The organism is Mycobacterium sp., from assembly GCF_035623875.1.
GTDB lineage: Bacteria > Actinomycetota > Actinomycetes > Mycobacteriales > Mycobacteriaceae > Mycobacterium.
Window position 1 is genome coordinate 1 of the sequence record NZ_DASPSP010000207.1, and the last position, 13,783, is coordinate 13,783.

3 protein-coding genes and 1 pseudogene are annotated in these 13,783 nt (G+C 67.2%); 2 read left to right on the forward strand and 2 right to left on the reverse strand.

The window, feature by feature from the left end; all coding sequences use genetic code 11:
• Positions 1 to 152: 152 nt before the first annotated feature.
• Together VEI45_RS17345 and folP are read right to left on the reverse strand one after the other, a co-directional pair.
• Positions 153 to 1,133, reverse strand: a pseudogene (locus VEI45_RS17345) (glucosyl-3-phosphoglycerate synthase); the annotation flags it as partial.
• Positions 1,130 to 1,954: a dihydropteroate synthase gene (gene folP / locus VEI45_RS17350; protein ID WP_324855393.1), complete on the reverse strand. Its 825-nt coding sequence runs from the start codon at positions 1,952 to 1,954 to the stop codon at positions 1,130 to 1,132. The gene folP and the pseudogene VEI45_RS17345, both read right to left, overlap by 4 nt.
• Before the next feature lie 1,221 nt (positions 1,955 to 3,175).
• Between folP and VEI45_RS17355 the strand changes: the two genes are divergently transcribed.
• The gene (locus VEI45_RS17355) at positions 3,176 to 9,949 is read left to right on the forward strand and encodes a type I polyketide synthase (protein ID WP_324855388.1); all 6,774 of its coding nucleotides are present in this window, start codon (positions 3,176 to 3,178) and stop codon (positions 9,947 to 9,949) included.
• The coding region (locus tag VEI45_RS17360) for an amino acid adenylation domain-containing protein (RefSeq protein WP_324855391.1) at positions 9,939 to 13,783 on the forward strand (3,845 nt) is incomplete at its 3' end. The genes VEI45_RS17355 and VEI45_RS17360, both read left to right, overlap by 11 nt.

The window sequence follows — 13,783 nt, forward strand, 5'->3', positions numbered from 1 at the left end:
ACGAGCACCACTACGTAGAGCAACACCAATGCCACGTCACCGATATTGCCTTATTAGTTCCGTGGCGACCCGCTGCGTCGGTCTTAGCGCGGAGGCCGCAGCGGTCTCTGGTGGCGACCCGCTGCGCCCGGCTCCGCCGCGCTGGCGATCGCCACGGCGTTCATCGGCGGCCGATCGGCCAGCGACACCGTCGAGGTGCGTGGGGTATAGCCCTCACCATCTGGGCCGTCGACGAAGAACTGGGTCAACCCCACCCCGGAGTCGGGGATGCCGCAGCGCGAGAGCAGGGTGGCGACGACCTGACGGCTCATCGGGCCCAACTCGGCCAGCGGCCGATTGCGGTGTGCCCGCACACCGAGGTTGACCTGCGCGATGGCGTCCAGGCCCAGCCGGTCGTAGGTGTCGACCAGCAGGCCGATCTCGACGCCGTAGCCGGGCGCGAACGGCACCGACATCAGCAGTTCGCGGGTGGCCGCATATTCGCCGCCCAGCGGCTGCAGCACGCAGCCCAGCGCGGGTCGCAGCGCTGCGAGCAGCGGGCGCGCCACCAACTCGGTGACCCGGCCACCGCCGGTGGCGCCTTCGCGGGCGCCGGTATCGCTGACGTCGGTCACGTTTAGCGGCCGCCGGTAGAAGCTCTTGACCAGATGGATGCCGTCCTCGGTGAGCAGCGGCCCGAGCAGCCGCGGCACGAACATCGGGTGCGGGTCGATCAGGTCGGAGTCGACGAACACCACGATGTCGCCCTCAGTGGCGGCCAGTGACCGCCACAGCACCTCGCCCTTGCCGGGCCGCGGCGGGATGTGGGGCAAGGCTTGTTCTCTGCTGACGACGCGCGCGCCCGCGGCAATCGCCCGGATCTCGGTGTCGTCGGTGGAGCCCGAATCGAGCACAATCAGCTCGTCGACCAGCCCGCCGACCAGCGGTGAAATGCTGTCGATCACCGATTCGACGGTGTCTTCCTCGTTGAGGGCAGGCAGCACCACCGAGATGGTTCGACCGGTCTTCGCCGTCACCAACTCGTCGACCGTCCAATGCGGGCGGGTCCAACAGCGGTCAGCCAGCCACACGTCGCCGGGCAGCGCGGTCAGTGCCCCCTCGGCTGCGAGATCGACCAGCTCTGATGCCGTCATGCAAGTCCTCTCACCGTGCGCGTCGGCGGCCGCTGCCCATTGATCGAAGCCACAATTTCCAGCACCCGCCGGGTGGGGCCGACTTCGTGCACTCGGAACATCCGCGCACCGGCAGCAGCCGCGAGCGCGGTGGCTGCCAGGGTTCCCTCCAGTCGTTCGGTCAGATCCACGCCCAGAGTCTCCCCGACGAAGTCTTTGTTGCTCAACGCCATCAACACCGGCCACCCGGTGTTAACAAGATCTTCCACGTGACGCAACAGCGCCAGACCGTGGAACGTGTTCTTGCCAAAGTCGTGGGTCGGGTCGATCAGCACGCGATCGCGGGCCACCCCGGCGGCGACGGCTCGCTCGGCCGCTGCGGTGACTTCGCGGATCACGTCATCGACAACGCCGCGGGTGCTGATCCCGTAGCTGACCCGGAATGGCCGGGTGCGCGGCGGCAAACCCCCGGTATGCGAGCACACCAGGCCCGCCCCGAATTCCGCGGCCACCTCTGGCATCGCCCGGTCGATGCCGCCCCAGGTGTCGTTGATCAGGTCCGCGCCCGCCCGGCAGGCAGCTCGGGCTATCTCAGAACGCCAGGTGTCGATGCTGATCAGCTGGTCGGGATAGGTATCGCGCAGCCACTCGATAAAGGGCACCACCCGAGCAGCCTCGGTTTTCGTGTCGATGATCTCCCCCGGGCCCGCCTTGACGCCGCCGACGTCGACGACGTCGGCCCCTTCGGCGATGACGCGGTGCGCGGCCGCCCTGGCCGCATCGTCGGCAAACGTCGCACCACGGTCATAAAACGAATCCGGGGTGCGATTGACGATCGCCATGATCAGCGGGCGGTCGTCGGCGACCCGACGACCGCACAGTGTGGACTGCACCCCTCTATGGTGCCTGGTCGCCGAGAGCCGGCGCGGTTCGCCCTACGAGATGCGGGCCGGAGCGGCTGGAGCTGGCAGCACCCCCGCTCGCGCGGGAGAACAGCGCAATCGGTTTCCGGCCTGCGCGGCCGCCGACGCAGGTGCTGCGCTGGTCAGGGGGTGAGCCGTGCCACGGTATCGGCCGCCGCAACAATGTCGCTGATGCGGTGGATTGTCTTGCCGGCCTAGAACGCCGCCCGATCAACCACTGCGGCGTTCCCCGCTCGCCCCCGCACACCATGCCGGTCTGCATCACCGGGTACTGCAACCCGAGTGTTTCCAACAGGTTCGCCTATGTCTCCTTTCCGCTGTGGCGCAGGCTGCGGCGTCGGTCCGCGGTGTTGCGCGTCGGTCGCGATGGCGTTTTGGCCACGCGCCTGACCCGTTTCTGGCGGGGCGCTCCGGCGCACGCACGATGACACAGCATCCGCATTCGCGCGGCGCCAGCACCGCTCGCTCAGGTTGGTCACCGTTTGCTTCGAGCATCCCCTGGATCAGTTGCAGGTTGAGGCTGCACACCAACTCGGGATATTGGCGCGCGAGCTGATGGAATGGACAGTTACCTAATTCGATGTCGCCATCGGCTCTCTGGGCGGGCTCATACCCGCACCGGCACAACGCATCGACGACGCCGATGCCCGACACGCTGTCCTGCCCAGCCGGACGTGCCACCGCCGCCACCGTTGAGCCGACAGTTCGGAGAATTGTCGGAGGCCACTGCTTCCACTAGCAGCTTGGCCAGCAAGCCATAGTTACGTGGCGGCACGCTCGCCGAGAGCTCCTGCTGCGCAAGCAAGTACCGCTTCGCCGGGCGTCCAGCCCCGAGGTCTGACCGCCCGGGAGCTGAGGGCATAACTGACGGCGAGAATTCCCGTATCAGCCAGCTTGTCGAGATGGTAAGCGGCACGCGTGCGGCTGATGCCGACCGCGACGGCGCCAGTGCAGCCAGCCGCGCCGGGTCGGCTGCCGCCGACGCCACCGACAAGCTACTGCCCGATACCGGCACGATTTCGGGGCCGTCGACGCAATCGAAGTCGTTTGCTGCGTCCGCGATGTTACGTTCAGCCTGAAAGGTCGCACGGCCTATGTGGCAGCAATTACGGCGATCAGCACTACGGTTTAGGTGACGAGATGCCAGAGGACGCAGTGCCTATCGCGGGCACCCTGCTGGACCTTCTGGGGCGGAGAGCCGAACGCTATCGAGACAACGTTGTATTTACCTTCTCGCGCAACGGCGAAGATGAAAACACTAGCCGGCTGACCTATCGCGAGTTGGACAGCAGGGCGCGAGAAATCGCGTCGATTCTGCAACAACAGGGCGCTGCGGGCGAGCGTGTTCTGGTGTTATGCCCATCAGGCCTCGACTTTGTCGCCGGCCTCTTCGGATGTGTCTATGCGGGAGCCATCGCGGTGCCGGTGCATCCGCCGATGCACGATCGGTTGGTTCCGCGCGTCGCGTCCATCGCCGCCGATGTGCAGCCCAACTTCGCGGTCACCACCGCTGAGACACAAGCGAAAAACAAGGCCACGGTAGACGGTCTGGTCGAGGGGCGTCGGTTGCGGTGGTGTGTCGCGGACGAGGTCATCGGGAACGCCGAAAAGTGGGTGGCGCCAGACGTTGACGCGAACACAGCCGTCATCGTGCAGTACACCTCGGGCTCCACCAGCTCGCCGAAAGGCGTTGTGCTGACGCACCGCAACCTGCTCCACAATCTGGCGGCTATCTGTGAGACGTGGAGCGGTGACAGCCACGCAACCGGCGTATTCTGGCTGCCGCCGCATCACGACATGGGCCTCATCGGCGGAATACTCGAGACGATCTATGTCGGGGGCACATCCGTGCTTATGCCGCCGACCGCCTTCATCAAACGCCCAATGCGGTGGCTGGAAGCCATCTCCCGGCACCGCGCCTCTATCACCGCCGCGCCGAACTTCGCCTACGACATGTGCGTCGAACTAAGCAGCGCGGCCGAGCGTGCGGCGCTGGATCTGTCCAATTGGTCGACCGCGATGTGCGGTGCCGAGCCAGTGCGTGCCGCGAGTCTGCAGCGTTTCGCTGACGCCTTCGCCCCGGCTGGTTTTCGGCCGGAGGCGTTTTATCCCGTGTACGGGCTGGCGGAGGCGACCCTGCTGGTGTCGGGTGGGTCGGATTCCGCCGTACCGGTGGTTCGACAGATAGACCGCACCGCGCTGCGCGAGGACCGCGTTGTCGACGTCGCGCCGGATGATCCCACCGCTGCGGCATCGGTCAGTTGCGGTCGGCCCCGAGGAGGCCAGCAAGTCATCATCGTCGATTCGGTGACCCGCCGGCCATGCGGGCCGGACGAGGTCGGTGAGATCTGGATCGCCGGGCCGAGCGTTGCCCACGGTTACTGGGGAAAGCCGGAAGAGACCGAACAGACATTCTCGGCGTTTCTTTCAGAGCCGGCTGGCGGCCCCTTCCTGCGCACCGGGGACCTGGGTTTCCTGCGCTCCGGCGAGCTGTTCATCACCGGACGCTGCAAGGACGTCATCATCATCCGCGGCGGCAACTACTACCCCAACGACATTGAGCTAACCGTGCAGGAATGCCATCCGGCGCTGCTGCCAGGCCGCGGTGCGGTCTTCTCGGCTACGCAGGGATCGGATGCTGCCGAACAGCTCGTTGTCGTGCAGGAGGTGAACCACCATCAGGTCGGCGAAGCCGAACTCACCCAGATCACGCACGCAATCAGGGCGGCCACCACCGCGCACCACGGGATCGCAGCGCACGCCGTCGTCCTAGTCGAGCCGCTGTCGATCCCCACGACGTCGAGCGGCAAGATCCAGCGGGGCCAGTGCCGACAGCGGTTCCTCGACGGCGAACTTGCGGCGGTCGCCGACTGGCACCCGCCGTCGCCCCCCGCCGTGCCATCGGCTCGAGTGACCCGCCAACACGGCGGGCACACTGCCGCCGAGATCGCTAACTGGTTCATCTCGTGGCTTTCCCAGGACCTCGGTATCCCGGCAGCCGATATTGACCCGTCCCATCCGTTCGCCTACTACGGCCTCGACTCCGTGCATGCCGTCCGGCTGACGGCCGCATTGGAGGCGTGGCTGGAACGCGAGCTCTCGCCCACGCTGGCGTACGAATACCCCACGATCGACAGTCTTTCCAGATACTTGGCCGGAGAGGCCCTTACCGTCGACAGCACCGCTACACCAGCCGGGGACAGCGGCGGCGCGCGGACCAGCAACGCGGATGAGCCGATCGCGATCGTCGGCATCGGCTGCCGGTTTCCGGGTGCCGACGGGCCGGCGGCCTTCTGGCAGCTGCTGTCGGACGGCATGGATGCGATCACTGAGATACCAGCGGACCGCTGGGACGCCGACGCCTTCTACGACCCCGATCCGTCCGTGCCGGGCACCGCGGTCAGCCGGCGGGGCGGTTTCTTGCCCGAGGTCGACCATTTCGACTTTTCGTTCTTTGGCATCTCGCCGAGGGAGTCGGCGCAGATGGACCCCCAGCAGCGTCTGCTCCTGGAGGTTGCGTGGGAGGCGCTGGAAGACGCCGGACAGGTGCCGGAGCGGCTTGTCGGCAGCCGCACCGGCGTGTTCGTCGGTATTTCCACCAACGATTACGGATATCTCCGGTCTGGCCAGCCGCGGCTTGTTGACGCCTACAGCGGTACAGGAAACGCGTTGAGCATAGCCGCCAACCGGCTGTCATACGCCTACGACTTCCGCGGGCCGAGCATGGCGATCGACACAGCGTGTTCGTCGTCGTTGGTCGCCGTCCACCTGGCGTGTCGCAGCCTGCGCGACGGCGAGTGCACGCTGGCCCTTGCCGGAGGCGTGAATATCATGCTGTCGCCGGCGATCTCGATCAACTTCAGCAAGGCCAGGGTGCTGGCCCCGGATGGCCGTTGTAAGACCTTCGACGCAGCCGCGGACGGCTACGTGCGCGGTGAAGGCGCCGGGATCGTCGTCCTGAAGCCACTGGGTCTGGCGTTGGCCGACAGCGACCCGATCTACGCGGTGATCCGCGGCACCGCCACCAACCAGGATGGCCGCACCAACGGACTGATGGCGCCCAGCCGGCAATCCCAGGAGGCCGTGCTGGCCGACGCCTACCGGCGTGCGGGTGTCTCGCCCGGTGCGGTCCAGTACGTCGAAGCGCACGGCACCGGAACGCTTCTCGGCGACTCGATCGAGGCCAAGGCCCTGGGTGCGATTCTGGCCGACGGTCGTGCGCCGGGCAACCGGTGCCTGATCGGGTCGGCCAAGACCAACATCGGCCACCTGGAGGCGGCGGCCGGTGTGGCCGGGCTCATCAAAGTAGCGTTGGCTCTGCGGCACCGGATGATTCCACCGAGCCTGAATTTCACCGAGCCCAATCCCCACATCCCCTTCGACAGCCTGCCGTTGCGGGTGGTGCAGACCCCTACCCCGTGGCCGGACAACGGGGGGCGAGCGATCGCGGGGGTCAGCTCGTTCGGGTTTGGCGGCACCAACGCGCACATAGTGCTCGCCGAGGCTCCGCAGGTTCGAGTCACGCCGCCGCCGCATGATGCCGCAGCGAATCGAGCGGAGCTGCTGGCGCTGTCCGCCCGCTCACCGGAGGCGCTGACGGAGCTGGCCGGCCGCTACGAGCTGGCGCTTGCCGGCGGGCTGGCGCTTGCCGACCTCTGCTACACCGCCGGTGCGCGGCGCGGCCACCATGATCACCGGCTATCCGCGGTCGCAGACTCCCCCAAGAAGATGTCGGATGCTCTCGCCGCCTACCGGCGGGCGGAAACCCGCCCCGGGCTGTCCGCGGGGCGGCGCCGTCCCGGCCATCGGCCCGCAGTCGTCTTCGTCTGCTCCGGCCAGGGCTCGCAGTGGTACGGGATGGGGCAACGGTTACAGGTGGACGAGCCGGCGTTCCGCGACGCACTAGCCGCGTGCGACCGCGCGATGAGCCCGTATCTGGGGGAGTCCGTGCTCGCCGAGCTCGCTGCGGGGCAAGACTGTTCCCGGCTCGCCGACATCGGCGTGGTCCAACCGACAATCTTCGCCGTCCAGGTTGCGCTAGCCGCGCTGTGGCGCTCGTGGGGAGTCGAGCCCGCCGCGGTGGTGGGGCACAGCCTGGGCGAAGCGACAGCGGCGCACATCGCGGGTGCGCTGAGCCTGGACGACGCCGCGCGGGTGATCTGTTCCCGAGCCCGGCTGCTTCGGCGGGCACGCGGCCAGGGAGCAATGCTGGCGGCGGAGGTCTCGCCGGCCGAAGCGCACGAGCTCATCGCCGGCGAAGAGGAACGTGTCGGCATCGCCGCGAACAACAGCTGCCGATCGACGGTGCTCTCGGGTGATCGGGCGGTGTTGACCGATCTGATGGCGGTGTTGGCGCGGCGCGAGCGTTTCTGCCGGTGGATCGAGGTCGATGTCGCCTCGCACGGTCCGCAGATGGACGCCCTGGGCGCCGATCTGCGAGACATGCTCGCCGGGCTGCAGCCGACGGCGCCGCTGCTAAACCTGTACTCCACGGTGACAGGCGACCTGCTGGCCGACCGTCCGCTCGACGCCGACTACTGGGTGCAAAACCTGCGGTCGCCGGTCCACTTCTCGACTGCACTACGCCGACTGCTGGCCGCCGGCCATGACGCGTTCGTGGAGATCAGCCCGCATCCGATCCTGCTGAGCGCCATCCGCGAGGACGCCGAGGAGCTAGGGCGGGACTGCACCTTGCTGCCGTCCATGCACCGTGACGACGGAGGGCGCGGGACCGCGCTCGCATCGCTGGGCGCCCTGTACACCCTCGGTCAACCAGTTGAGTGGGAACAGCTACAACCCTCGGGTGGCCGATGCGTAGCCGCACCGACCTACCCGTGGCAGCGAGTCCATTCTTGGTTGGACGTTCCGGCCGTTACCGCGCCCCCGCACCGCGCCGCGGAGGCAGCCGATCTGCGTGATCGGATCTACCAGCTGCGGTGGCTTCCCGCATCCATCCCGCCGGATCGGGACGGGCCGGACCGGCCGATCGAAGCGGGAAGCTGGCTCATCTTGAGCGACGGGGGGGTCACCTCGGACACTCTCCGAGACCACCTCGAATCGCATTCTCAGACATGCGTGCTGGTCGAGCCAGGCGTCGACTTCGAGCGTCACGCATCCGGCGGTTACCGTCTTGACCCGACGCAGCCCGAGCACTTTCGGCGGCTGCTCGAAGAAGCGTTCGGGGGCGAACGGCCGCTGTGCCGCGGCGTGGTACACCTGTGGGATCTGCTGGCCGCGCCGCCAGCCGACACGTCGTCTGGTGCGCTGGAGTCCGCGGCTGCCCTGGGCCCGGTGAGCGTGTTGCATCTCGTGCAGGCGCTGGCGATGGCCGGCTGGTCGGACCCCCCGCGCCTGTGGCTGGTGACGCGTGGGGCGCAGGTGACAGGTGCCGGCGCCGAACCCGTGTCGATCGCCCAGGCTCCGGTGTGGGGGATGGGTCGCACCATCGACCACGAGTATCCGGAGCTGCGCTGCACTCGCGTCGACTTGTCCGCAGGCGGCGGCCCGGAAGAACTCCGGGCACTGTTCCAGGAGGTGTGGACGGATCACCCGGAGGTTGACGTGGCGCTGCGTGGCAGCCGCCGCTATGTCGCGCGGTTGACCCGGTGCGACGATGTCGAACCCGCGGAAACCCCGCTCGGCGCCACGGTGTTGGGGGCCGTCAAGGCTGATGCCACCTACCTCATCACCGGCGGGCTCGGCGCGCTGGGACGTGCGGTGGCCACGTGGATGGTGGAGCAGGGTGCCCGGCATCTGGTCCTCATGGGGCGTAGTGCGGCGTCAGCGTCGGCGCAGGTGACGTTGGACGAGTTGCGGGCGGCTGGCGCCGAGGTGGTTGTCGCGCGCGGCGACGTCACCAGGGCGGACCAGGCCGCGGCCATACTGGGGTCGGTCGGCGCTTCAATGCCACCGCTGCGCGGGGTGGTGCATGCGGCCGGGGTCCTCGACGATGGCATCCTGCAACTCCTCGATGACCGACAACTGCGGGAGGTCATGGCGCCCAAGGTTCAGGGTGCCTGGAATCTGCACGCGTTAACCCGAGACGCGGCACTGGACTTCTTCGTGCTCTTTTCCTCGGCGGCGACGCTCCTGGGCTCACCGGGGGCGGCGAACTATGCGGCAGCGAACGCTTTTCTCGACTCGTTGGCGTGGCATCGACGTGCCGAAGGCAGGCCGGCGCTGAGCATCGACTGGGGGCCATGGGCCGGGCTTGGTTTTTCCGCTCAGCAGCGCGGTCACTTCACCCAACACGGCGTTGAGGCCATGCCGGCAGCGAAATGCCTTGCAGCGCTATCGTATTTACTGACGCGGTCTGTTACGCAGGCCGCGGTCTTCGATGTCGACTGGGCGCGGTGGCGCTCGGGATTACGCCCGGGCATGAACCCACCACTGCTCACGGATCTTCACCCCGAGCTGCCCGGCGGCCGGCAAACGGGCCCTGCGCCCGGGCGGGGAAGCAGCCTCAATGACGCATTGCAGGGCGCGGGACCGGTGGAGCGCCGCCGGCTGCTCGAGTCGTACTTGCGCGATCTCATTGCCGGCAAACTCGGTCTGGCCCCGTCGAGCCTCGACATTTTCTCGCCGCTGAGCTATCTCGGCGTCGACTCGCTCATCACGTTGGAGCTGCGCCTGCAGGTTGAACGCGACTTTGGCATCGTCGTTCCGGTCGCCCGGCTACTGGATGGGCCAAGCGTGGCCAGCCTCTCCGGCTGGCTGGGCGACCAGCTGTCCGCCACCGGTCCGGCCCCGGCGGTAGCCGCGGCACCGCCGCCGCAGACTGACGACACCTCGTCACGCGAGATCGACCTGCTCACCCGGGTACCTGAGCTTTCCGACGATGCCGTGGAAGAGCTGCTGCGGAAGGTCATCGCCGAGCGAGAGCTTGTTGCGGAGGAAGGTAGCGATGAAGGATAAGCCCATCGACATCTCCGGCCTGTCACCGGAGCGAAAACGCGCGCTGCTATCCCGGCTCCTCATGGCGGAAGCCGAGAACTCGGCCTTGGTGTATCCGCTGTCGTATGGGCAGCGATCCCTATGGTTCGTCCATAAACTTGCACCCACAAGCGCCGCCTACAACATCACGTATGCCGGGCGGATCCGCGGTGAGCTCGATGTGCCGGCATTGGAACGCGCGGCACAGGCACTCGTTGACCGGCATCCGATGCTGCGGACCACGTTCGCCGTGCGCGACGGGCAACCGGTGCAGCTTGTTCATCCGAAATGGCCGGTGCGGATTGCCAGGCACAACCTCGGCCCCGGCGAGCTCGAGCTCGACGAGTGGATCCGCCGGGAAACCGATCGTCCGTTCGACCTTTACACCGGCCCGGTGGTGCGGCTCACGCTGCTCCAACGCGCACCCGACCAACATGTACTGCTGCTGGTGGTGCACCACATCGCCGTCGACTTCTGGTCAGTCGACGTCATTCTCGACGAGCTCCGCCTGCTTTATGCCGCTGAGCACGGGGCGAAGCCGCCTGCACCACCCCCGGAGCGCTACGTTGAGTACGCCGACAGGCAGTCCCGAATGCTTTCGGATGCTGAAGGCGAGCGCCTCTGGCGTTACTGGCGTGAGCAGTTGGCCGGCGAGTTGCCGGTCCTTCGATTGCCGACCGACCGGGCGCGACCGGCTGTGCAGACCTACCGGGGCGCCGTTCACCGTTTTACCCTCGACGACACGCTGACGGCTGGGCTCAAGCAGCTAGGCCGGACCGTTGGTGCGACGCCTTACATGACACTGCTGGCCGCCTACGTCACGTTGCTGCACCGCTACAGCGGCCAGGACGACCTTCTCATCGGCTCACCTTTCGCGTGTCGTGACCGGGCAGCGCTGGAGGGTCTGGTTGGCTACCTCGCCAATCCGGTGGCTCTACGCGCCGACTTGCGCGACGACCCGACGTTTACGGTCCTCCTAGGTCGCGTCAAGGACACCGTGCTTGGCGCTCTGGCACATCAGGACTATCCCTTCCCGTTGCTCGTCGAGCGGCTTCGAGCTGCGCGCGACGGGAGTCGCACGCCACTGTTCCAGGTCTCGTTTGCCTGGGAACAACCGCGCCGCTTTTCCGACGGGCCCGGTTTGGAAAGCGGGGGGCTTAACCTGGAAACCATCCACATCGGGCAGGGCGGCGCCCCGTTCGACGTGATGATGGAGATGTCCGAACAGGGCGGGAAGCTGTGCGGGGCGCTGCAGTACAACACGGACCTTTTCGACGCGGTGACGATCGAGCGGATGGCCGGGAACTTCGCGACGCTCGTCGATGGGATCATCACCGAGCCCGGCACGCACGTTTCGCAGCTGCCGTTGCTGTCCGGAGCGGAGCGTCGTCAGCAGGCAGCGTGGAACCGAACCGGGGTCCGTTACGACGCGGAGACCTGCCTACACGAGCTGGTTGCGGCATCGGTTCGGCGCAACCCGAACGCCGTCGCAGTGACGTGTGATGATCGTGAGTTGACGTACGCGGAGCTCGACCGCCGGGCCGAGAATCTGGCGCACCGGCTGCGGCACCTCGGTGTCGGTCCCGACGTTGTGGTACCTGTCCTGCTGGACCGCTCAGCGGATCTGGCGGTGGCGCTGCTGGGCGTCCTGAAGGCAGGCGGGGCCTTCATGCCGTTGGATCCGGCGCAGCCCGTGCACCGGATGGCCGCGATGCTGGCCGACGTGCCGGACGCCGCGGTCTGCGTCACACACCGGTGCCACCTGCACCGCTTGCCGGCAGGCTTCACCGGTGACCGGCTGTACCTCGACCTGCCGTGGATAACATCGATCGACGACGCCGTCACCGCGGCCATCGACACGACGGCGACAAACCTCGCCTACGTCATCCATACGTCGGGTTCCACCGGGGTGCCAAAGGGAGCGCTCAACACCCATGCCGGGATTTGCAACCGGCTGCTCTGGATGCAGGACGCCTACGGACTGACCCCCGACGACAGGGTCCTGCACAAGACCCCGATCAGCTTCGACCCCGCCGTCTGGGAGATCTTCTGGCCGTTGATCGTCGGCGCGCGGGTTGTCATTGCAAAACCTGAGGGCCACAAGGACGCCTCGTACCTGGTTCGGACCATCACCGAGCAGGCCGTCACCACAGCGCATTTCGTGCCGTCGATGCTGCGCCGCTTTCTCGCCGAACCCGGCGTGGCTCGCTGTGCCGGGCTGCGCAGGGTGTTCTGCAGTGGTGAGGGGCTGCTGGCTGACCTGCGGGATGATTTCCTGGCCACATTGCACGCCGAGCTGTACAACTTGTACGGGCCCACCGAGGCCGCGATCGATGTCACGCATTTCCACTGTGAAGCCGGAACCGGCCCGGTGGTCCCGATCGGGCGACCGATCGCCAACGTACGCATTCGCCTTCTGGACGCCTATCTCCAACCGGTGCCGGTGGGGGTGCCCGGTGAGCTTTTCATCGGCGGGGCCGGGGTGGCGCGCGGCTACCTCAACCGCCCCGACCTGACGGCTGCCAGCTTTGTCGCCGACCCGTTTGCCGACGAGCCCGGCCAACTGCTCTACCGCACCGGCGACCTGGCCAGGTATCTGCGGGACGGCAACATCGAATACCTGGGACGCCGCGACTTCCAGGTGAAGATCCACGGTTTCCGGATCGAGCCGGGCGAGGTGGAGGCCGCACTGGCGAAACACCCCGCAGTGCGCCAGAACGCGGTGGTGGCCAGAAACGATGACCACGGCAACACCATGCTTGTCGCCCATGTCGTGCCGGCCGACGGCGTCGCACCATCGACGGCCGAGTTGCGCGGCTTCCTGCTGCAGTTGCTCTCGGCGGCAATGGTGCCGTCCGTCTTTCAGGTGACCGACGTGCTCCCGCTCACGTCGAGCGGAAAGGTGAACCGCCGAGCCTTGATGGCGGCGGATGTGTCGCCGAGACCCCCGCAGGCGGCGTACGTGGCGCCGCGCACCCACACCGAGCGGATTCTCGCCCAGATCTGGTGTGAGGTACTCGATTTGGAGCGGGTCGGGGTCACCGACGACTTCTTCGCGCTCGGCGGTGCCTCGACCCAGAGCCTGGAGGTCGCGGTGCGGGCGAACGCGGTCGGCCTGGCCCTTCGGCCGGAGTCGATGTTCGTCTACGGCACAATCGCCGACCTGGCCGCCGAATACGGGCCGCTCACCGACGACGACCCGGACCATCAGGAAGGCGCGGAATCCAGGTGGGACCGGGGTATTGAGGCGAGCGTGGTGGCGCCGGCACCCGAGCAGCCGGTGCAATCCGACGGCCCCGAGACGCAGAACACCGTGATCGAAAGCCTCGGTGTGTACCTGCCGGCACGGACGGTGTCGACCGAGACGGTCCTGGCAAAGTGCGCCACCGAGATCCGCATACCGTTGGAACGCCTGACCGGCATCAAGAACCGACGGATGGTGGGTGACGGCGAGTTCTCCATCGACCTCGCCCGGCAGGCGGCGGCCGACTGCCTGGCCCGGTCGAACTATCGACCGGAAGAGATCGACATGGTCATCGCCTGCAATATCTCCCGCTGCGACGGACCCGGGCACAAGTTCACCTTCGAACCCAGTACCGCCTCGCGGCTGCGCGATCAATGCGGCCTGGTCAACGCGCTGACCTTCGACATCTCCAACGCGTGCGCGGGAATGTTCACCGGCATCGCCGTGGCGGACGCATTCTTGAAGGCCGGGCTGATTCGTTCCGCCATGGTGGTCAGCGGCGAATACATCAGCCACCTCACCGAGACAGCGCAAAACGAAATCGAGGGGCCGATGGACCCACGGCTTGCCTG

Excerpts from the sequence above, each read along its gene's own strand:
- folP (WP_324855393.1), bottom strand. The coding sequence starts at position 1,954 with ATGGCGATCGTCAATCGCACCCCGGATTCGTTTTATGACCGTGGTGCG.
- VEI45_RS17355 (WP_324855388.1), top strand. The coding sequence starts at position 3,176 with ATGCCAGAGGACGCAGTGCCTATCGCGGGCACCCTGCTGGACCTTCTG.